Here is a 19,552-nt window from a genome sequence, read left to right as displayed (position 1 = left end):
AGTTATTTCAAATCTTCTAATTGCCTTGCGAGGAACATTATTTTTTTAATGTTCTCACCGGCAGTTTTTGGATCTTTATCCTCGTCCAAAGAATGTTCGACTTTTTTCAGCAAGTCTTCTTTTTCCTCAGAGATTTCTTCTTTTAGCTGCTTCAGCCGGGCCTCATCATTTGCTTCTTTAGCTGTTGAGATTTCTTCGCGGCGAATCAGCTGATCCATTAAAAACTCTTCATTAATTGAGCCGCTGGATTCTTCATCCACCGGAGACCCCAAAAGCGCACAAACAAGTTTGGCTCTTTGGATGGGGTCTTTCAGAACGGAGTAGGCATCGTTCAAACGAGTTGACCACTGCTGAGCATTTCTCTTTTCAGCCTCAGAGGCAGATGCGAACCTGTCTGGATGCACCATTTTCTGAATCTGGAAGTATTTTTGTCCGAGTTCAGCTTCATCAATCTTGAAGCTCACGGGCATATTAAAAATTTGAAAAGCATTAAAAGCAGTCAACTCATCTCTCCTAAACTGAATTAAACGTGAAAGGATTTGCCGCAGCCGCAGCTTTCTTTCTCGTTCGGATTGGTGAACTTAAATCCGGAGTTCAGCCCCTCTTTCACGAAATCGATGTCTGTACCGTCAATGTAAACAAGGCTCTTCGGATCGACAATGACCTTGATTCCGTAAGACTCGAAAACATTGTCTTCAGGCTCTGCTGCATCAGCAAATTCAAGAGCGTAAGCCATGCCGGAGCATCCGCTGGTCTTCACGCCGACGCGAATCCCAATGCCCTTGCCGCGCTTTGTCAAGAACTTCTGAACGTGTTCAGCGGCTTTTTCAGTCAATGTCACTGCCATTATTTCTTTCCTAATTGTTCTTGTTTCTGACGGTAATCTTCTACGGCTGCCTTAATAGCATCCTCTGCAAGAATTGAGCAGTGGATTTTGACAGGAGGAAGTTCCAACTCTTCAGCAATAGCTGTATTTTTGAGCTGTTGGGCTTCTTCAAGGGTTTTACCTTTGATCAATTCGGTGACCAAAGAAGAAGAAGCGATGGCACTAGTGCAGCCGTAAGTTTTGAACTTAGCGTCTTCGATAACGCCTTGGTCATTGACTTTAATCTGGAGGCTAAGCACATCGCCGCAAGCAGGTGCGCCACGTGTTCCTGTTCCGACATTGGGATCATTTTTATCCAAACGTCCGACATTTCTCGGATGGTTGAAATGGTCCATTACTTTTTCGCTGTATTGCATTACTTCAATTCCTTATTAATGTTCTTTCCACTCGACTGACTTGAGATCTGTACCTTCTTTGTGCATTTCCCACAACGGAGAAAGCTCTCTTAATGCTGCTACATTTTCTTTGAAGAGCTTGATGGTGTAGTCGATTTCTTCTTCGGTTGTAAATCTGCCGATAGAGAAACGGATGGAGCTGTGGGCCAACTCATCATCGATTCCTAAGGCTTTCAGAACATAAGAAGGTTCCAAGCTGGCAGATGTGCAAGCGGATCCGGAAGAAACGGCAACGTCTTTGCAGCGAGCCATCAAAGCTTCGCCTTCAACGAACTCAAAACTCATATTCAAATTGAACGGAGCGCGATGTTCCATGCTACCGTTAACATGAACGGCTTCAATTTCAGAAAGGCCTTTGAGGAGCTTGTCGCGCAATTTTCTTTCTCTTTCGGCTTCCTGCTCTAATTCGAGACGGGCCAAACGATAAGCTTCGCCCATTCCGACGATCTGGTGAGTAGCAAGCGTACCGCTTCTCATACCTCTTTCATGGCCGCCGCCGTGAATGATAGCTTCGATTCTGGCGCGAGGCTTGCGGCGAACGTAAAGAGCTCCCATGCCTTTCGGACCGTAGACTTTGTGAGCGGACAAGCTCATCAAATCAATTTTGAGCTTTTCCATATCCAGAGGGATCTTACCGGCGGCCTGTGTGGCATCGCAGTGGAAGAGGATGCCTCTTTCACGGCACATTTCACCGATCTTTTCGATATCTTGGATAACACCGATTTCGTTGTTGACAGCCATAACGGAAACCAATGTTGTGTCAGGACGCATTGCTTTAGCGAGCTCGTCGAGGTCGATTAAACCGTCTTTGCCAACACCTAAGTAAGTAACTTCAAAACCTTCTCTTTCAAGCTCTCTCATGGAGTCAAGAACTGCCTTGTGTTCTGTCTTGACTGTGATTAAATGTTTGCCCTTATCCTTGTGGAATCTGGCTGCACCTTTGATAGCCAAATTATCGCTTTCTGTTGCACCGCTAGTCCAAACGATTTCTTTCGGATCGGCGTTGATCAATTTTGCAACTTCTGCACGGGCGTTTTCAACGGCTTCCTTTGCATCCCAACCGTAAGGATGGCTTGTACTAGCCGCATTACCGAAATGTTCATTCAGGTAGGGAATCATCTTCTCTACAACTCTTGGGTCAGTTGGAGTTGTTGCAGAGTAGTCAAGATAGATAGGGAATTTCATTATGGACTCCATTTATTTTTTAGAGCAATTAGATTTTGAAGGTTTAACAATCTTTACTTGTTGAATACCTTGATCCTTAAGCAGCTTCTTTTCCGCAAGATCTTTAAGAGAAATGCCATGGAGAAACTTTCGCATTTCTTCATTGAGGCTGTCCCATAAATCAAAGGTGATACATTCTCCCTGGCCGTCGCAACCGGCTCGAGACTTTGTACATTCGGAAGTTTTCAGGGTTGAATCTACGGCATCAAGGATCTCGTCAACTCGAATCTGATCGGAAGATTTAGCTAAGCGGTAGCCGCCTTTCGGGCCGCGATTGCCTTCAACCAAACCTGCCTTTCTCAGTTTTCCGAAAAGCTGTTCGAGATAGGACGGGGATAAGTGTCTTCTAGCACTTATTTCCGCTATAGTGACATGCTCCTGCGGGGCTTGGAGCGCAATATCAAGCATCGCAGTGACAGCAAATCTTCCTTTAGTAGTAAGCTTCATTATCCTATTCCGATTAATTTAGTCGGAAATATACTCTCATCAATTTCCGAGTGCAACTGTCGGAAATATTATTTTTCATCCTGAGCATGAGAACTTTGCTCGAATTTTTAATTATCAGATAAGTAAAACTGCTGGGATTCTTTCCAAGTGTTTGTTAAATAAACGAAACTATTTTGAGTCCAAAAAATAAATGAATTAGAAGCGATTATTCGAGAAAACGATTTTCTCATTCGAAAAGATGATGCTGTTGAGAAGATATTTAATGGTGAACAGGAAATCGTTGCCGGAAAGGTTTTGAGCAAGCAAGTTGTTAGGCGAAAGATTCCTCGGGATAAATCCCAGATACTAAAAAAGGACCTTTTCGGTCCTTTAGTAAGCGCGTAATTTTAGAAGTTTCTTGAAGGCGTGTACATAGAGGCTCTCTTCTTGACAACATCAAGTAGACCTTCACACGCATCTTCGCAATAATCCAACACTGTGTTGAAGCCTTCGTTGCCGCCATAGTACGGATCAGGAACAACAGCCGTGTCGTTTTCGCTCGCATAACGCATCAAGAGAGCCAATTTGTGCTTGTACATAGGAGGGCAAATCTGCTGCATTGCAGTAAGATTTTCCCAGTCCATAGCTAAAATGAAGTCGCATTCGCGGAAATCATCCACCGTTATTTGTCTGGCTTTAAGGTTGGAAAGATCATATCCGCGCTTCCTTCCTGCGATTTGAGCACGAACGTCCGGAGCCTCTCCGACGTGATAGCCATGAGTACCGGCAGAATCAACGATAACACGATCGCTCAAGCCAGCTTCACGGACCATTTTTTCAAAAACCGCTTCAGCAGTAGGGGAACGGCAAATATTTCCCATACAGACAAATAAAACTTTAACCATAATTAATTACGCCAATTTTTAATTTTTTTCTTCAAATCCAGCCAGTTACGTTAAAACAGGCACAGAAATCGCTCTTAAAAGGGACAATGCCTCTTTTAAGGCTGATATATAGTAAGCAAAATTATTGAAAAATAAAAGTATGTATTTTCCTATCTTGCGCTCTTTTGTGACGAAATTTTTTAGATTTTTTCATCAGAGTCGTGGCCGTCAGCACCAAAAACTTGTTTTTTCACGGTGCTTAGTTTGTCGCGAATAGCAGCAGCCTTCTCAAATTCCAAATTCTTAGCACACTCGAACATTTCTTTTTCCAGTTTTTTGATCTCTCTGGCCAGCTCTTTGGGATCCATTCTTTCCCAGTCCATCCCGTCAACAAGATTTGAAGCCGGATCATCAACCAGATCTTTGTAGACTCCATCAATAATGTCTTTGATTTCTTTCTTTACGCTCTTCGGCGTAATTCCGTGAGCCTTATTGAAGTCGCTTTGTTTCTTGCGTCTTCTTTCCGTTTCCTCCATAGCCAAACGCATGGAGTCGGTAATTTTATCGGCGTAAAGAATAGCTTTTCCTTCGACATTACGTGCTGCGCGGCCGATGGTTTGAATTAAAGATCGCTCACTGCGCAGGAACCCTTCTTTATCTGCATCCAAAATAGCCACAAGAGCGACCTCAGGAATATCCAAGCCTTCACGAAGCAAGTTAATGCCCACTAACACATCGAAAACGCCGGCACGCAAATCTCGGATGATCTCCACTCTTTCAACCGTGTCAATATCAGAGTGCAAGTAACGAACCTTAACTCCGTTATCTTCCAAGAACTCAGTCAGATCTTCTGCCATTTTCTTGGTAAGTGTCGTTATTAATATTCTTTGTCCTTTGGGCACCCGCTCTTTGATTTCAGCTAAAACATCATCCACCTGAGTGCCTGCCGGACGTACTTCTACTTCCGGATCGATCAAACCTGTCGGGCGAACCACTTGCTCAACAATCTGCGACGAATGTTCAGCCTCATATTTGGAAGGGGTAGCGGAAACAAAAATCGCCCTTCTCATCTTCCGTTCAAACTCATCAAATTTAAGCGGACGGTTGTCTCTAGCACTCGGCAGTCTGAAACCGTATTGAACAAGAGTGTCTTTTCTTGATGCGTCGCCTCGGTACATTCCCCCTATCTGACCCAACAAGACATGTGATTCATCAAAGAACATCAAGGCATCTTTCGGCAGATAATCAATTAACGTCGGAGGAGGTTCTCCCGGTAACGCACCCGATAAATGACGGCTGTAGTTCTCAATGCCTTTACAGAAACCGAGTTCATTTAGCATCTCGAGGTCGAACTGAGTTCTTTCTTTAATTCTCTGAGCTTCCAGCAGCTTTCCTTCGCTCAGAAATGTGGCTTCTCTTTCTTTAAGTTCTTCCTTAATCGTGTCAATAGCCCGAAGAATGTCATGGCGCGGTGTTACATAGTTAGAAGTCGGATAAATCGAGAAACGATCCACTTTATGTCTGACCTTCCCTGTCAGCGGATCGAAGAAATACATTTCCTCAATTTCATCATCAAAGAGCTGAATTCTCAATGCCAATTCCGAATGCTCGGCAGGGAATACATCGATAGTGTCGCCACGGACGCGGAACGTCCCTCGAGTGAAATCCATATCATTTCTCTGATATTGGATTCTGACCAAATGAGCAATCAAGTCACGCTGATCAATTCTTTGTCCGCGCTTTAAGATAAGCCGCATTTCCGTGTAGGACTCCGGTTTCCCGATACCGTAAATTGCACTGACGGTCGCCACAATAATGACGTCACGTCTTTCCAGCACACTCTTAGAAGCGGCCAAACGCATCTGTTCGATGTGCTCGTTAATTGAAGAATCTTTTTCAATAAAGAGGTCGCGCTGGGGAACGTAGGCTTCCGGCTGATAGTAATCGTAGTAGCTGACGAAATATTCAACGGCATTATTCGGGAAGAAATCTCTCATTTCCGAGTAGAGCTGTGCAGCCAAGGTTTTATTCGGAGCCATGATAAGGGTCGGCAGCCCTGTTTTGGCAATTACATTGGCCATGGTAAAAGTTTTACCGCTGCCGGTCACCCCTAATAGGGTCTGTGCCGCAAGTCCGTCTTCTACGCCTTCCACTAATTCTTTAATTGCCTGCGGTTGATCGCCTGCCGGCTCAAAAGGTTGGTGGAGTTCAAATGGGGAATTTGGATAACGAATAATATTTGCCAACTAACTTCTCCTAACTACTCGGATAATCCTATCACTTGCAGTCAATTCCAAAGAGTATAGATTTTCAATTTGAGATGAGAAAGATAATTTCCAGCGTTTCGGTAATCGCTTTAATGAAAAATATCAAAGAGAAGAACTCGACTGTATCATTCTTTCCACAACATATTGAAGTCATTAATTTCGTCTCTTTCCTCTTCATCGATTTTCCGCGACGGCCGTCCTGCCTTGTACCAAAAGAATTTAGTTAACAAAAAATTGTGAAATATTTCCTTGTCGACAAAATTCCCTGGGGACCTAACCCTAATACCTCTCTTTCAATTGACGTGTTAGGATGATCTCAGAACAAAGGAGGGGAAAAATGAAGAAAACTTTCTTGATCTTAGCCGCTGGTCTTTTCGTTTTTGGTACTGCAAACGCTAAATTCGTTCATCGCTGGGATGCAGACTCTCTTTCTAAAGGAAAGTTTGTACCGGTTAAAACAGCTTTCGTCAAAAAAGAAGTGAAAGTTGAAGGAATCCAGATAGAAAACAAACACATTCTGGTCAAGATCGACTACACAGGAAAAATCTTCACAGAACCGAGCCTTATCGCTAAAAATTAATTTGTCATAGAAGTTTTAAAAAGTTGGACCTGGGATTTCAAGTTCTCTTGGTCCAATTTTTTTGTACTTAAAACATCTGGACTTATTTGGTTGACATTGTCGTCATGTCACGCAACTGAGAAGGCTCATCCTTCTCCACCATTCTTTTTTCCATAGCGAAATCAACTTCAAAACAGACAGTGACACAAAGACCGCCTTACGGCGGCCTTTGCGTACCCTGGAGAATTGCTAAGTTAGGATTTATTAAGCTTCATTTTTACTGAACTTCGGTGCGATAAAGCCCCAGAGAGTCCAACCGAGGAATGTGGCTAAAGAACCCCAGAAAACTTCGTTGATGCCGGTGGAGAACAAAGCGTAGAAGCTGTAAACCGCACCGATGAAACCGATGAAGACATACACTTTAGCTTTGGTGACTTCAACATGAGCTGCCTTCATGATGACCGGCAGAGCTGCCATAGACAGGATGTAAGGCATGATGTTTGTCACAACGGCGAGGTCAACGAGTCTATTGAACTGCTTGAACAATTCCGGGCTGATTGTCATGAAGCAGAAGCCTGTTTGGACTGCAACAATAATCAGCATACCGAGAACCGGTGCTTCCCATTTGTTAACCTTAGCAAAGGCTTTCGGGAAGAAACCGTCAACTGCAGACTGCTGGAATACTTTAGCAATTGTGAACTGCCAGCCAAGAGTGGAGCCTGCACAAGACAGAACCAACATGAACATGACGATCTTACCGATTGTGGAGTTGAACATCATGGTAAATGTCAAACCGAACGGAGCATTAGATTTCACGAGTTCTGCGTTAGGAACGATACCGGCGATGATGTTGGTGGAAACAATGTAGATGATTGCCACACCAATCGTAGCAGCCAATACTGCGATTGGAACATTCTTTTCAGGATTGTCAACGGCGTCAGAGTTTGCACAAGCACTTTCCAATCCAAGGAAGGCCCACAAAGTCATGGAAATCGAAGCACCGACAGCGCTGAAGAACGGTTCGTTATGAGGGTTCCAAGCTTCGATGTACATTGTCGGGCTGAACCAGAACCAGCCGATAACGGACAAGCAAAGAACCGGGAGAATGGCACACCAAACTGCAACCGAGCTGAATTTGCCGGTAATAGAGGCACCGGCGAAGTTTGCTACTGTGCAAAGCCAAAGCACGACGATTGTAGAAATACATACGGCTACCGGGCTTAGTTCCATTTCCAGGAATTCGGCTCCATAACCGACACATGTAATAGCAATAGCGATATTAGCGAACAGCAAAGATACACCGTACGTGTAGTTTGCCATGAAGTTACCGGCCTTACCGAATGCGTATTCAGTATAGCCGCCCATACCTGGACGTTTACTGAACATTCCGCACTTAGCAAATGCATAAGCCAAGCACAAAGAACCTAAAGCGGTAATTAACCAAGAGAGGATTGAGATAGTTCCCACTTCTGCCAACTTTGTAGGAAGCATAACAATTCCGGAGCCCATCATGTTAATAGCAGTAAGCAGTGTCAACTGCGTGACGGACATCTTTGCACGATTTTCAGACATGATATTTTTTTATCCGAATAAGTAAGTTGATCCCCGGAGCCTCCCGGCTCCGGGCGTTGGAAGAAATTACGCTTTAGGCTGAGACAAGCGTTTTGCAACCTCTTCTTTGAGGACGTAGCAATAAACTCTCTTCTTGCCGTCTTCGTTCTTGAGGTATACACCCTGCAGCTCTGGAGCGAATCCAGGCATCCGGTTAATAGCTTCTTCCCATGCTAAGAAGTACTGCAGAACCGGACCACCCCAAACTTCGCCCGGGAAGCAGCAAAGAACTCCCGGTGGATAAGGAAGAGCTCCTTCAGCAGCGACTCTGTCTTCTGCCTGATCCATTGGAATGAGATCAGTTTGGCCGCGAAGGAAGGCAAAGTGAGCTTCTTGCGGATTAACAACAGATTTCGGGAAATAGTCAAAGCGGAACATTTGCTTTTGAATTTCCTTAATGTTTCTCTCTTTGTAGAAATCGTGCATTTCTTGGCAGAGCTGTCTGATTGTATAACCCTTGTAACGTTCTTCGTTGGCCTTGTAAACGCTTGGCAGAACATCTTCAAGAGCTGCATTTTCGTCAAGCAATCTTTCGAAGCGGGCAATCTGTGTAACTAGATGGTCCATCTTTTCTTTGTCTTCGGCAGGAGTCATCAAGAACAAAATGGAGTTCAAATCGTTCTTTTCAGGAATGATGCCGTTTTCACGCAAGTAGTTGGCCAAAATAGTTGCCGGAACACCGAACTCTTCGTATTCACCTGTTTCAGGATTGATACCCGGAGTTGTGAGCAAGAACTTGCATGGATCGACAATGTATTGATCCTGACCGTATCCTTCGAAGGCATGCCATTTTTCACCGGGACCGAACTTGAAGAAGTTCAGATCTGTAGCAATCTGTTCTGTCGGATAATCCTGCCATGGAGTTCCGTTAACCTTAGTAGGAATAAACGGCTTGATGTAGTGGCAAGTTGCCAATAGAAGTTTGCGAGCTTCAATAGTTGTTCTGACGCAATCGGCCCACAATCTTCTTCCTGCTTCACCTTCCTGCATCTTGGCATTAACGTCAAGAGCGGCAAAGAGAGGATAGAACGGGCTTGTAGAAGCGTGCATCATAAAGGCGTTGTTAACGACTTTATGAGGAATGTATCTGTCTTGACCCTTAATATGGGAGTCTTTCTTGTGAATCTGAGAAGTCTGTGAGAAACCTGCTTGCTGCTTATGAACGGACTGTGTAACGAAAATACCTGGGTCTTCCGGTCCCAAATCCAAAAGCAATGGAGAGCAGTCTCTCATCATTGGAATGAACTGTTCATAACCAACCCATGCGGAGTCAAACAGAATGTAATCGCAAAGATGGCCGATCTTGTCAACTACTTGACGGGCATTGTAAATAGTACCGTCATAAGTACCGAGCTGAATAACGGCAAGTCTAAACGGTCTCTTAGCATTTGCTTTTTCAGGAACTTTTTCGGCAACCAGCTTTCTTAAATAAGCTTCGTCAAAGCACTTTTCATCAATACCGCCAATGAATCCATAGGGGTTGCGTGCAGTTTCCAAATAAATCGGTGTTGCACCAGCCTGGAGAAGAGCACCGTGATTAATGGACTTATGGTTATTTCTATCGTAAAGAACCAAGTCTCCCGGTGTTAAACAAGCATTCAGCACAACCTTATTAGAAGCGGATGTACCGTTCAAAACGAAATAAGTCTTATCAGCGTTGTAAATCTTGGCAGCTGCTTTTTGAGATTCGCATGGAGCTCCTTCGTGAATCAAAAGGTCGCCCATAGAAACGTCTGCGTTGCAGAGGTCGGAACGGAAGATTTCTTCACCGAAGAAGTCATAAAAAGCGCGGCCTGCCGGATGACGGCGGAAATAAGAACCACCTTGGTGTCCCGGGCAGTCAAATTGTGCTTTACCCTGTCTTACATAGTGTGTAAGAGCCCCAAAGAACGGAGGAAGAACTTTGCTTTCGTATCCTCTAGCGGCTTCGTCGATTTGACGGCCATAGAGACGGCGGTTTGTTGGGTCGTCATTGATAACACCAACGATACGGCCGATCAATTCTTTAGGTGTTTCCTGATCGGAATCCATCATTAAGAAAATTGGAAGACCGAATGCAGTTGCATCAACTCTCTTCAATTTACCGTTACGGTAGTCGTCAAGGCTAATAACTACTGCAGAAACTTCAGTTAAATCAGCTGTGACAAGGTCTACAACTTCGCGTTCAACTTGAAGCATGTCTTTAATTTTCTGGGAAGCAGCAATTTTCATTTTATGCATAATAGTGTCCTCTGGTTTTATTACTTAAAGTAATAACTCCATCAAAAAATTTTTAAGCGAATTTTGTGCCCAAGTTTATGAACGGCAATAGTCGACCAATCTCTTCCCACTGAGAGATATAGAGAATCACAAACTTGAACTTAACCGGAAATGGTTAGGATCCAGGAGGGCTAAAAGCCGCTGGAGCAGAGGACTAGCGGCCCGTGCCGCTGAATTTATCGAATGAGAAGCAATCGCGCATTGAAAACTGCGTCAGATGACGAGTGCGGCGCATGCCTATGTTGAATAGGCACTTGCCGATGTTGAAGATGCACATGGCAGCACTCCTAATAAAATTAAGATTGTCTTAACAGACGTAGAGAAATCTATATATCTCTAAGATATTTGTCAATAAATTTTCTCAATTTGGGTTTGGTTTCATTCACCCCTGTTGCTTTTGTGGTCACACGTATTTTTGCTCTCTATCTCTCAGAAAATTGTCTTTCCTTTTCAATCAAAAAAATCTCTACATGTCAACGCTCCTATGAGCTACAAAAAAGCTCTCTTGATTCGGATTTCCATACAAATTTTGGATTAGTCTTATAAAGTTAAGTTTCAAATCTTCACAATTAGTAACTTTTTAAGGAAAAACGATGAGTACCTCTGTTTTTGATGTCGTTGAAATGGCTCCGGACGATCCTATTCTGGGATTAAACGAAGCGTTCAAAACTGACCCTCGTAAGGAAAAGGTTAATTTAAGTATTGGCGTCTACTGCACAGAGGAAGGAAAGGTTCCTTTACTTAAGGTAGTTGAGCAGACTGAAAAGAAACTTGCTGAAGCTGGTGAGCCTCATACTTATTTACCGATTTCCGGTATACCTGCCTTTACTTCAGGCGTTCAGAAATTAATCTTCGGGCCGGATTCCGAGGTTGTTAAGACTAAACGTGCTGCCACCGTTCAGTCTTTAGGCGGAACAGGTGCTCTTAAAGTCGGCGCCGATTTCTTGGCCACAGTCCTTAAGAATCCCGAAGCTGTCGTCAGTGCCCCAACTTGGCAAAACCACGTTGCCATCTTTGAATCCGCCGGTTTCAAAGTAGGTTCTTATCCTTATTATGATAAAAAGACAGGTGAAATCGACTTCCCTGCCATGCTTGAATGCCTCAAAGGCTTAAAGAAAGATACTGTTGTTATTCTTCATGCTTGCTGTCACAACCCGACCGGTGTTGATTTAACCCAAGAACAATGGGCACAAGTCGTTGACGTTTGCCGCGACAAAGGCCTCATTCCGTTCTTAGACATCGCCTACCAGGGATTTGGTGCAGGACTTAACGAAGACGCCGGCTCCATCAGACAGTTCGCTGATTCAGGCATTCCTTTCTTCGTCTCCAACTCCTTCTCTAAATCCTTCTCTCTCTACGGAGAAAGAATCGGCGCTCTCACAGTCGTTTGCAAATCCGAAGAAGAAGCTAAGAGAGTTAACTCCAAACTGAAGTCCGTCATTCGTGCAAACTACTCTAATCCACCTGCTCACGGCGCCAAGATTGTTTCTGCCGTCCTTAACGACCCGGTACTTCTTCAGCAGTGGCATGAAGATTTGAAAGGGATGCGCGAACGCATTAAAGAAATGCGTCACCTCCTGGCTGAAGCACTCAAGAAGGAAGGCGCAAAGGTTGACTTCTCCTTTATTGAGGATCAGAACGGGATGTTCTCCTTCTCTCGTTTGACACCTGAACAAGTTCAAAGACTTAAAGATGAATTCGGCGTTTATGCTGTCAAGTCCGGGCGTATCTGTGTGGCTTCTTTAAATAAGGCTAATGTGGACTACACTGCAAAGGCTATTAAAGAAGTGTTGTAAAAAAAGGACATCCTCGTAGAAAAACAAATTTTTTCTTATTTTTGATTTGCACGGAGAAAAAAACTCGTATATAGTTACGTTCTCATTGATTCCCCGATAGCTCAGTCGGTAGAGCGACGGACTGTTAATCCGCAGGTCGTTGGTTCAAGTCCAACTCGGGGAGCCAAAGATTAAAAATTGAAAAAGTTTCATTCCCCGATAGCTCAGTCGGTAGAGCGACGGACTGTTAATCCGCAGGTCGTTGGTTCAAGTCCAACTCGGGGAGCCAAGTTAAAAGCCCAAATTTCGGTTTGAGCTTTTTGTTTTTGAGGAAATTCCTTTGCTAGATTTTCTTCAAAAAATACCCGAGACCTCTCCGACGGCGCGTCCCAGCATCAGAGCCGCTGCTTTGCTTTCCTCATTTGCCACAATGTTTAGCTTAGAGAGCAGGTGAAATATTTTTCCAGTTGCATTTTTTCTCAACAAAAAATCTTCCTTTTTGGAGAGGAAGATTTTTTGGTCCTGGCAAAGGAAGAAATGTTAAGTTAAGGGAGCTAATACAGCTAGGGCGATATTTGCCAAAATAAAAAACGCTAAAGCCGATAAGTCGAGGTTGCGCCAGTTCGGAATAAATTTCTTGAAGGGAGCCAAGAACGGATAAGACAAGAAACTTGTGACTCTGTAAATCTGACCGGAAGGATTCACCCAAGAGAAAATGCAGAAAGCCAAAGCAATCCACATGGCCAGCTCAATTGCCCAATAAACAACAAGTACAGCCGAGCCCAAGATAAAGGGAAAAATACCGAAGGAGCCGCTTCCTACAAGCCAATGGAAGAATTGGTAGAGGACGGCAACGAGGTAGCAAACAAAAATTGAAGGCCAGTCAATGTTTCCTCTTCGTTTGATAAAAGTTGAAGCGGATCTAACTGCCCACTCGGTTAAAGAGTAGCAGAATGCGTACAAAGGATCGTTAGACGGCGTACACATAAAACGCATGTATGCGCGTAAAAGAAGCAAACATCCGAATGCGGAGCAAACTAATTTAAGCGTAAATAAAAATAAACCAAACATCTCTAACCTCCTCTCCTTCCCACAATGTTATTACAGTTTTGGTTCTCTGAGCATCGACGAATACTCTCAAAGAACTCTTTTACTTCACATACGGAAAGGAGATTATTCTGCCATTTTCACAAAGCCGTATCAGACGCAGCCAACTAAAACAAGGACCCGGATCAGTTTTTCGATTCGGAGCTATGTCGCTGTGTCCGGCCACGGCTTTAATAGGATATACATCTGCAATAGCATCCAGCAACGCTGCCAGCCTTTCATATTGAACACTTTCGAACTTGGTGTTATCCGTTCCTTCCAACTCAATACCGATGGAAAAGTCATTGCAGTTCTCTCTGCCTTGAAAACAAGATACTCCTGCATGCCAAGCCCGCTCCTTGCAAGAAACGTATTGCTTGAGTTCTCCGGTTCTTGAAATAAAGAAATGAGAAGACACTTTCAGATCTTTCAAGTCTTCGTACGAAGGATCTTTGTGACAGTCCAGACATCCCAGAAAAAGAGCGTCTACATCGCCCGTACCAAACTTTCCGGCGGGCAAACTGATGTTGTGAATAACGACTAAGTCGATCGACTGCTCCTCGGGTCTTTCATTGAAAAATGGCGACGGAAGAACTTGCGCTGAATCACACCAGCCTGAAGGACTAATTTTCATTATTCTTCGGTCCGGCAATCATATGCTGCTTGCAGCAGTAATAATGACCATCCTTATGAATAGCCTCGGCTTCATCCAAATACAACCCGCAATGGTCGCACTGAACCATTTTGTGACCCGGAGTCTTCGTGATGGGATGAGGAGCTCTGTCTTTCTGAGAGTTCTCTTGAATTTGCTTGACTCTCCACATCCTCCAGCCGAAATAAAGGGCGGCTGCGATAACTACGAAAAATAGAATTCTTCCCATAACGCCTTCTTACTGAATCACTTCCTGCACAAATCTAACACCGAAGTAGGAGAGCATGAGAAGCGTGAACCCAATAACGGTCCATCTGGCCGCAAAACGGCCTCTCCATCCCAAGAAGTGGTGTCCCAACAGGAGAATACCGAAAATCATCCACGCCATGATGGTCACAATCGTCTTGTGATCAAGACGGAAAGCTTGTCCGAAAAGTTCCTCTGAAAAAACCAATCCGAAAAGAATAGCAATGGTTAAGGCAATAAAACCGGCCCATATTAAACGGAAAAGAATTTTTTCCATCTCAATGACGCTCGGCATTCTTTCGAAAAGGCTCACCTTGCCTTCTTCCGGTTCGTCACTGAGCTTCTTTTGATGAAGTAAGTTATGAGCCGAAACCAGCAAAAGTGCTTGAACCAATGCCATTGTCATTAAGCTGTAAGCCAAAATAGCCAACAGTAGATGCATGCGGAAAGAGAAACTGGCAGTTTCCGGACCTAACGGCGTTCCCGGAAGAATGATAGGAAGCACCATCGAAACCGCGGCAAGCGGGAGAATGAAAATCAACATCGCTGAAATCTTTGAGAACAAGGTCTCAATCAGCAAGATCAGCGTGCATGTAAAGAGAGTGATAGAAAGTGCTAAAGCCAGACCGAAATGAGGAGTACCGTGAGTAAATAAGGCTTCGTAAATAAGAAAAGCCTGAATCATCAATCCGCCTACAATAACCGGCCGAATCCAAAAGGTATTTTCAGGAGTTTCTGCTTGAAAACTTTTGTAAATACCAAAGGCTGCCGCTAAATACAAAACAGCTGCAAGCACGTAAAATATGGCATAAATTGTCATCTATATGTCTCTTATTATTTGATGACTGTATTGTAAGGCGTAACCATTTAATTAGAATTAAATTCATGCTCGATTCACTGACACAAAGACTTAGCAAAGTTGTTAAGACCATCACAGGCCAGGCCCGCATTACGGAGTCCAACACCCAGGAAATGCTCCGGGAAGTTCGAATTGCCCTGCTTGAAGCAGATGTCGCCATCCCGGTCGTTCGAGATCTCATTAAGCGCATTAAGGAAAAAGCGCTGGGCGAAGAAGTCGTAGGTTCTTTAACTCCGGGGCAGGCTTTAGTCGGCATCGTTCATAAAGAACTCACTGAAGTTATCGGAGGCAGCGACACTCCGCAGCAAAGAGAACTTAATCTTGCCACTCAGCCTCCGGCCGTACTTTTATTGGCCGGCTTACAGGGTGCAGGTAAAACAACTACGGCAGGTAAGCTCGGCCGTTGGCTCGTCAAAGAAAAGAAAAAGAAAGTATTAGCGGTCTCCACCGACGTCTATCGCCCTGCCGCTATCGAACAGTTGAAGACGGTTTCTGCTCAGGCAGAGATTGATTTCTTCCCGAGCCAGCCGAACGAAAAGCCTTTAGATATTGCCGAAAGAGCTTTGGACTATGCCAAACGCCACTTCTACGATGTTCTGATCGTCGATACCGCCGGCCGCTTAGCTATCGATGAACAGATGATGAACGAAGTCTCTGATCTGGAGAAAAATCTTCATCCGATCGAAACCTTGTTCGTAGTTGATGCTATGGTCGGTCAGGATGCCATCAATACCGCAAAAGCCTTCGGTGAAAAGCTTCCGTTAACCGGCATCATCTTAACTAAGGTTGACGGCGATTCCAGAGGCGGCGCTGCCCTTTCCGTCCGATTTGTCACAGGCAAACCTATCAAGTTCATCGGTGTCGGTGAAAAACTCACCGGCTTCCAAAGATTCGAACCGGAAGCGATGGCAGGCAGAATCCTCGGCATGGGAGACATTGTCTCCTTGGTTGAAGACGTTAAAAATGCCGTCGATGTCCAAAAAGCTCAGAAGTTCGCTGAAAAAATCAAAAAAGGCGATGACTTCGACTTGGAAGACTTCAAAGAACAAATCGCACAGGTTAAAAATCTCGGAAGCTTCAGTTCTCTTATCGAAAAGCTTCCGGCTCAATTCGCTCAAGCTGCGGGCTCCATTGATGATGCGCAAGCTAATAAGATGGTTGCTCGTACCGAAGGCATCATCAACTCAATGACGCCGAAAGAAAGACGCAAGCCGGAAATCATCAAGGCCAGCAGAAAGAGAAGAATCGCCGCAGGTGCCGGTGTTAGTGTGCAGGAAGTCAATAAGCTGCTGAAACAATTTGAACAAAGCCGCGATATGATGAAAATGATGAAGAAAGGCGGCATGGCTAAGATGATGCGCGCCTTTAAGAGCTTCGGCGGCCGTTTCCCGGGCATGGGAGGCTTTTAAGCTTGGAAACGCAGGCTCTTAAAATTCTGGGGATTGACCCTGGCTTGAATCACACCGGTTACGGTGTGATTGCCTATCTGCCCGGAAAGATAACCTTAGTAGACTCCGGTGTACTTAACGTCCCGAAAGGCGAACTTTATGAGCGTCTGGCCTACATCTATAAAGGGTTAGCCGAGATAATTGAAAAAAATCAGCCTGCTGTTTCCGCTATCGAAAAAACTTTTTTGAATACAAATGCTCAGTCGAGTATGTTGCTGTCACACGCTCGCGGAGCGGCTATCTGCGCAGCAGCTGTTCAAGGTTTAGAGTGCCGTGAGTTCAGTACTCGAGAAATCAAGAAATCGGTTACGGGTTACGGCGCCGCTGAAAAACAACAAATCCAGGAAATGGTCGCTCGTCTCCTGCGCTGTGAGGATAAGAAATTCTCAGAGGATGAGGCGGACGCTATTGCGGCAGCGATCTGCTACGCAAATACAAAAATTATTCTTGGAATGCTTCCCGCACAGAAGAAACTTGGTGTCAGCGGCACTGCAGTTGCAAGAAAGGGATCGAGCTCCTCACGTGTCAGAGGACAATGGACAAAATTAGTCGGAGGATTGAAATAAATTGATCGCATCGTTGAATGGTAAGTTAAAAGAAAAGAACCCTCCTGAAGTGGTTGTTGAGTGCTGTGGTGTGGGTTATCAGGTCGATGTTCCGATGTCGACTTTCTACAATCTTCCTGAGATCGGAGAAACTGTCCAGTTATACACAGCTTTCATTGTCAGAGAAGATGCTCAGCTTCTGTTTGGCTTCTTGACCAAAGCTGAAAAGGCACTTTTTCTTCAGCTGTTAAAGGTCAGCGGCATTGGCCCCCGCACTGCTTTGGCCATGCTTTCCTCCATGTCCGTTGCCGATCTCGGGAACGCCATCGCCAATGGAGAAACCGCCTTACTGACCAAGATTCCGGGCATCGGCAAGAAAACTGCCGAGCGCCTTGTTCTTGAGTTAAAAGATAAAATCGTCGCATCCGGACCGGTTACAGCTCTAACTTCTTCTCAGGCGGATATTCTTTCTGCCTTAACGGCTCTCGGCTTCAACGAACGGGAAGCAAGGGCAGCCCTGAAGAATCTGCCTGAAGGAGTTGATACCTCTGAGGGTATCAGACTAGCCCTTGTCCAACTCGCAAAATAGATTCGTTAAAAGATGACAGAACAACAAGACAGAATCGTTTCCTCTGAGAAAGTATCCAAGGAAGACGTTGTCGACAAAGCCTTACGTCCCACGCGCTTAAAAGATTATGTCGGGCAAGACGCCATCCGTGAACAGCTGGAAATTTTTATTACTGCAGCAAAGAACCGCGGGGAGGCTCTCGATCACGTTTTATTATTCGGTCCTCCGGGCTTAGGCAAAACAACGCTCTCCAATATTATTGCTAATGAGTTAGGTGTGAATCTGCGTCAAACCTCAGGGCCGGTCCTGGAAAAGGCCGGTGACCTTGCGGCGATGCTGACCAGCTTAGAGCCGCATGATGTCTTGTTTATTGACGAAATTCACAGACTTTCTCCGGTAGTGGAAGAAATTCTTTATCCCGCCTTAGAAGACTTCAAGCTCGATATCATGATCGGGGAGGGGCCGGCGGCCCGCTCCATCAAAATCGACCTTCCCCATTTCACATTGGTAGGTGCCACAACACGAGCCGGCTCTCTGACAAAGCCTCTGAACGATCGTTTTGGAATCCGCTCTCAGCTTCAGTACTATTCTGCGCGAGATCTGACTTCCATTGTTCTTCGTTCCATGAAGCTTCTCAATATGCCGGCCAATGAAGAAGCCGCTGCTGAAATTGCGAAGCGTTCCCGCGGAACTCCGCGAATTGCCAACCGACTTCTCAGGCGCATCCGCGATTATTCGGAAGTACGCCACAACGGACAGTTATCCGCAGAAATTGCTAAAGCAGCTCTCACTATGCTGGAAGTCGACCCTATCGGGCTCGACAGCCTGGATTGCCAGTTCTTGCTGTCCATTATTGAAAAGTTCCAAGGCGGTCCCGTCGGCATTGAAAACTTGGCATCTTCCGTCGGAGAAGATTCCGAGACACTGCAAGATATGGTAGAACCATACCTTATCAAGGAAGGTTTTGTGCAGCGCACGCCTCGCGGAAGAATTGCAACCGCAAAGGCATACAGCCACTTTAACCTTACTAAGAACGTTCGTTCCTATTCTGATTTATTTGACAACTTATGAGCATTAATCCAAATTCCGAAGACGTCCAACTCAACAATCTGTTGAACGCAAATAAACCTTATACATTCTCGGTCAACCGCTCAACGCTTGTTGAACAGGCCAGACAAGTATGGAATGATGTTGCTGATTTAGAGGCCGATTTCTGTCCTGACAATTTTGCTCAGGCGTCCATTACCATGCATCCGGCCTACTCTTCACGAACAGATTTTCCGGACAAATTCCTTCAGCATTGCGGATTGTTCTGCGTCGGCACACGCAAAGTCTCTGTTTTCCCTCGCATCTCAATGATTTCCGATGACCCGCAGGAAGAAAACAGTATCGCTATTATCGTTTTAGCGAAGAGACAGACTTACCAAGCTCTTGCCGGACAGTTAGAAAAAATTGAAGAACCGAGTTTGGTCGGACAGCAATTCATGACGATAGAAAGCATCGAAGCCGTCACCGCTTACGATCGCATGAATGTACCTAATGACTACTTCACCAACATTTATTTAGTCGGGCTTTATGTTCGTCCCGGTATGACCGTAGACGAAAGCCGCAAGGAATTTGTCGAATATGCCAAGAAAAACGGCTTTGAAGTAAACCCTGACTTTAACTTTGAAAAAGACGGTCTTTACTACACTCTCATCAAAGGAGAGAGATATAAGCTGGACTGCATCTCTGAGAATCCCTTTGTTTCCTGCATTGAGGTACCTCCGTTAAAGGCTTAAAGTCTTTCTTCAGACATACTTTGACGCATTAAGGCGTAAAAAGAAAGTAGAGATCGTCCGTTCATCTTTGCGGATTGACGA

At 44.9% G+C, this 19,552-nt stretch carries 20 protein-coding genes and 2 tRNA genes; 9 read left to right on the top strand and 13 right to left on the bottom strand.

The window, feature by feature from the left end; all coding sequences use genetic code 11:
- Nucleotides 1-2: 2 nt before the first annotated feature.
- From hscB to uvrB, 7 genes are all read right to left on the bottom strand, one after another.
- Nucleotides 3-503 carry a Fe-S protein assembly co-chaperone HscB gene (gene hscB, locus ACYQ4O_RS07260; protein WP_460175205.1) on the bottom strand — a complete coding sequence of 167 codons (501 nt, stop codon included), beginning with the start codon at nucleotides 501-503 and terminating at the stop codon, nucleotides 3-5.
- Between the two features lie 20 nt (nucleotides 504-523).
- Nucleotides 524-847, bottom strand: coding sequence for an iron-sulfur cluster assembly protein IscA (iscA, locus tag ACYQ4O_RS07255; protein WP_066595548.1), 324 nt, complete (start codon nucleotides 845-847; stop codon nucleotides 524-526).
- Nucleotides 847-1,242 (bottom strand): Fe-S cluster assembly scaffold IscU, encoded by a 396-nt coding sequence (gene iscU / locus ACYQ4O_RS07250; protein ID WP_460175204.1) that lies wholly within the window; start codon nucleotides 1,240-1,242, stop codon nucleotides 847-849. Before iscU ends, iscA begins: the two co-directional genes overlap by 1 nt.
- A gap of 15 nt (nucleotides 1,243-1,257) precedes the next feature.
- Nucleotides 1,258-2,466 carry an IscS subfamily cysteine desulfurase gene (locus ACYQ4O_RS07245; RefSeq protein WP_277041059.1) on the bottom strand — a complete coding sequence of 403 codons (1,209 nt, stop codon included), beginning with the start codon at nucleotides 2,464-2,466 and terminating at the stop codon, nucleotides 1,258-1,260.
- Nucleotides 2,467-2,478: 12 nt separating this feature from the next.
- Nucleotides 2,479-2,952: an Rrf2 family transcriptional regulator gene (locus ACYQ4O_RS07240; protein WP_308514148.1), complete on the bottom strand. Its 474-nt coding sequence runs from the start codon at nucleotides 2,950-2,952 to the stop codon at nucleotides 2,479-2,481.
- Between the two features lie 386 nt (nucleotides 2,953-3,338).
- On the bottom strand, nucleotides 3,339-3,839 hold the full coding sequence (locus tag ACYQ4O_RS07235; RefSeq protein ID WP_066595539.1) for a low molecular weight protein-tyrosine-phosphatase: 501 nt from the start codon (nucleotides 3,837-3,839) through the stop codon (nucleotides 3,339-3,341).
- Nucleotides 3,840-4,015: 176 nt separating this feature from the next.
- Entirely contained in the window at nucleotides 4,016-6,061 is a 2,046-nt protein-coding gene (gene uvrB / locus ACYQ4O_RS07230; protein WP_308514147.1) for an excinuclease ABC subunit UvrB, read from the bottom strand.
- A gap of 358 nt (nucleotides 6,062-6,419) precedes the next feature.
- On the opposite strand from uvrB, the gene ACYQ4O_RS07225 reads away from it, so the two are divergent.
- The gene (locus ACYQ4O_RS07225) at nucleotides 6,420-6,662 is read left to right on the top strand and encodes a hypothetical protein (protein ID WP_460175203.1); all 243 of its coding nucleotides are present in this window, start codon (nucleotides 6,420-6,422) and stop codon (nucleotides 6,660-6,662) included.
- Nucleotides 6,663-6,905: 243 nt separating this feature from the next.
- Here ACYQ4O_RS07225 and potE read toward each other — a convergent pair whose 3' ends face one another.
- On the bottom strand, nucleotides 6,906-8,213 hold the full coding sequence (gene potE, locus ACYQ4O_RS07220; RefSeq protein WP_308514145.1) for a putrescine-ornithine antiporter: 1,308 nt from the start codon (nucleotides 8,211-8,213) through the stop codon (nucleotides 6,906-6,908).
- A 66-nt stretch (nucleotides 8,214-8,279) separates the two neighbouring features.
- A complete protein-coding gene (gene speF, locus ACYQ4O_RS07215) occupies nucleotides 8,280-10,472 on the bottom strand; it encodes an ornithine decarboxylase SpeF (RefSeq protein WP_460175202.1) in 2,193 nt (730 codons plus the stop codon).
- A gap of 632 nt (nucleotides 10,473-11,104) precedes the next feature.
- On the opposite strand from speF, the gene ACYQ4O_RS07210 reads away from it, so the two are divergent.
- From ACYQ4O_RS07210 to ACYQ4O_RS07200, 3 genes are all read left to right on the top strand, one after another.
- Complete coding sequence (locus ACYQ4O_RS07210; protein WP_460175201.1) at nucleotides 11,105-12,307, top strand: amino acid aminotransferase; 1,203 nt, start codon at nucleotides 11,105-11,107, stop codon at nucleotides 12,305-12,307.
- Nucleotides 12,308-12,397: 90 nt separating this feature from the next.
- Nucleotides 12,398-12,473, top strand: a tRNA-Asn gene (locus ACYQ4O_RS07205).
- Nucleotides 12,474-12,499: 26 nt separating this feature from the next.
- Nucleotides 12,500-12,575 (top strand) — tRNA-Asn (locus tag ACYQ4O_RS07200).
- Between the two features lie 251 nt (nucleotides 12,576-12,826).
- Here ACYQ4O_RS07200 and ACYQ4O_RS07195 read toward each other — a convergent pair.
- The 4 genes from ACYQ4O_RS07195 to ACYQ4O_RS07180 form a co-directional block, all read right to left on the bottom strand.
- Nucleotides 12,827-13,357: a YggT family protein gene (locus tag ACYQ4O_RS07195; RefSeq protein ID WP_308513693.1), complete on the bottom strand. Its 531-nt coding sequence runs from the start codon at nucleotides 13,355-13,357 to the stop codon at nucleotides 12,827-12,829.
- 79 nt (nucleotides 13,358-13,436) lie between these two features.
- Complete coding sequence (gene ampD / locus ACYQ4O_RS07190) at nucleotides 13,437-14,006, bottom strand: 1,6-anhydro-N-acetylmuramyl-L-alanine amidase AmpD (protein WP_308513692.1); 570 nt, start codon at nucleotides 14,004-14,006, stop codon at nucleotides 13,437-13,439.
- Nucleotides 13,996-14,253, bottom strand: coding sequence for a PP0621 family protein (locus ACYQ4O_RS07185; RefSeq protein ID WP_460175200.1), 258 nt, complete (start codon nucleotides 14,251-14,253; stop codon nucleotides 13,996-13,998). The genes ampD and ACYQ4O_RS07185 overlap by 11 nt, the downstream gene beginning before the upstream one ends.
- Before the next feature lie 9 nt (nucleotides 14,254-14,262).
- The gene (locus tag ACYQ4O_RS07180; protein ID WP_308513690.1) at nucleotides 14,263-15,090 is read right to left on the bottom strand and encodes a cytochrome C assembly family protein; all 828 of its coding nucleotides are present in this window, start codon (nucleotides 15,088-15,090) and stop codon (nucleotides 14,263-14,265) included.
- Nucleotides 15,091-15,155: 65 nt separating this feature from the next.
- On the opposite strand from ACYQ4O_RS07180, the gene ffh reads away from it, so the two are divergent.
- From ffh to ACYQ4O_RS07155, 5 genes are read left to right on the top strand one after another with little or no spacing between them, the layout of a single operon-like run.
- A complete protein-coding gene (gene ffh / locus ACYQ4O_RS07175; RefSeq protein WP_460175199.1) occupies nucleotides 15,156-16,538 on the top strand; it encodes a signal recognition particle protein in 1,383 nt (460 codons plus the stop codon).
- Nucleotides 16,539-16,540: 2 nt separating this feature from the next.
- Nucleotides 16,541-17,143, top strand: coding sequence for a crossover junction endodeoxyribonuclease RuvC (ruvC, locus tag ACYQ4O_RS07170; protein WP_460175198.1), 603 nt, complete (start codon nucleotides 16,541-16,543; stop codon nucleotides 17,141-17,143).
- 1 nt (nucleotide 17,144) lies between these two features.
- Entirely contained in the window at nucleotides 17,145-17,711 is a 567-nt protein-coding gene (gene ruvA / locus ACYQ4O_RS07165; RefSeq protein ID WP_460175197.1) for a Holliday junction branch migration protein RuvA, read from the top strand.
- A 12-nt stretch (nucleotides 17,712-17,723) separates the two neighbouring features.
- Nucleotides 17,724-18,761, top strand: a complete 1,038-nt coding sequence (gene ruvB, locus ACYQ4O_RS07160) for a Holliday junction branch migration DNA helicase RuvB (RefSeq protein WP_460175196.1) — start codon at nucleotides 17,724-17,726, stop codon at nucleotides 18,759-18,761.
- The gene (locus ACYQ4O_RS07155; protein ID WP_308513686.1) at nucleotides 18,758-19,471 is read left to right on the top strand and encodes a hypothetical protein; all 714 of its coding nucleotides are present in this window, start codon (nucleotides 18,758-18,760) and stop codon (nucleotides 19,469-19,471) included. The genes ruvB and ACYQ4O_RS07155 overlap by 4 nt, the downstream gene beginning before the upstream one ends.
- The last annotated feature ends 81 nt before the right edge of the window (nucleotides 19,472-19,552 follow it).

This window comes from Turicimonas sp. TL08 (assembly GCF_054660695.1).
This window is presented reverse-complemented; position numbering and strand designations above follow the sequence as displayed.

What these genes read in the sequence shown, in the direction of transcription:
- iscA (WP_066595548.1), bottom strand. Translation starts at nt 847, where the DNA reads ATGGCAGTGACATTGACTGAAAAAGCCGCTGAACACGTTCAGAAGTTC.
- iscU (WP_460175204.1), bottom strand. Translation starts at nt 1,242, where the DNA reads ATGCAATACAGCGAAAAAGTAATGGACCATTTCAACCATCCGAGAAAT.
- ACYQ4O_RS07245 (WP_277041059.1), bottom strand. Translation starts at nt 2,466, where the DNA reads ATGAAATTCCCTATCTATCTTGACTACTCTGCAACAACTCCAACTGAC.
- ACYQ4O_RS07240 (WP_308514148.1), bottom strand. Translation starts at nt 2,952, where the DNA reads ATGAAGCTTACTACTAAAGGAAGATTTGCTGTCACTGCGATGCTTGAT.
- ACYQ4O_RS07225 (WP_460175203.1), top strand. Translation starts at nt 6,420, where the DNA reads ATGAAGAAAACTTTCTTGATCTTAGCCGCTGGTCTTTTCGTTTTTGGT.
- potE (WP_308514145.1), bottom strand. Translation starts at nt 8,213, where the DNA reads ATGTCTGAAAATCGTGCAAAGATGTCCGTCACGCAGTTGACACTGCTT.
- speF (WP_460175202.1), bottom strand. Translation starts at nt 10,472, where the DNA reads ATGCATAAAATGAAAATTGCTGCTTCCCAGAAAATTAAAGACATGCTT.
- ACYQ4O_RS07210 (WP_460175201.1), top strand. Translation starts at nt 11,105, where the DNA reads ATGAGTACCTCTGTTTTTGATGTCGTTGAAATGGCTCCGGACGATCCT.
- ACYQ4O_RS07195 (WP_308513693.1), bottom strand. Translation starts at nt 13,357, where the DNA reads ATGTTTGGTTTATTTTTATTTACGCTTAAATTAGTTTGCTCCGCATTC.
- ampD (WP_308513692.1), bottom strand. Translation starts at nt 14,006, where the DNA reads ATGAAAATTAGTCCTTCAGGCTGGTGTGATTCAGCGCAAGTTCTTCCG.
- ACYQ4O_RS07185 (WP_460175200.1), bottom strand. Translation starts at nt 14,253, where the DNA reads ATGGGAAGAATTCTATTTTTCGTAGTTATCGCAGCCGCCCTTTATTTC.
- ACYQ4O_RS07180 (WP_308513690.1), bottom strand. Translation starts at nt 15,090, where the DNA reads ATGACAATTTATGCCATATTTTACGTGCTTGCAGCTGTTTTGTATTTA.
- ffh (WP_460175199.1), top strand. Translation starts at nt 15,156, where the DNA reads ATGCTCGATTCACTGACACAAAGACTTAGCAAAGTTGTTAAGACCATC.
- ruvB (WP_460175196.1), top strand. Translation starts at nt 17,724, where the DNA reads ATGACAGAACAACAAGACAGAATCGTTTCCTCTGAGAAAGTATCCAAG.
- ACYQ4O_RS07155 (WP_308513686.1), top strand. Translation starts at nt 18,758, where the DNA reads ATGAGCATTAATCCAAATTCCGAAGACGTCCAACTCAACAATCTGTTG.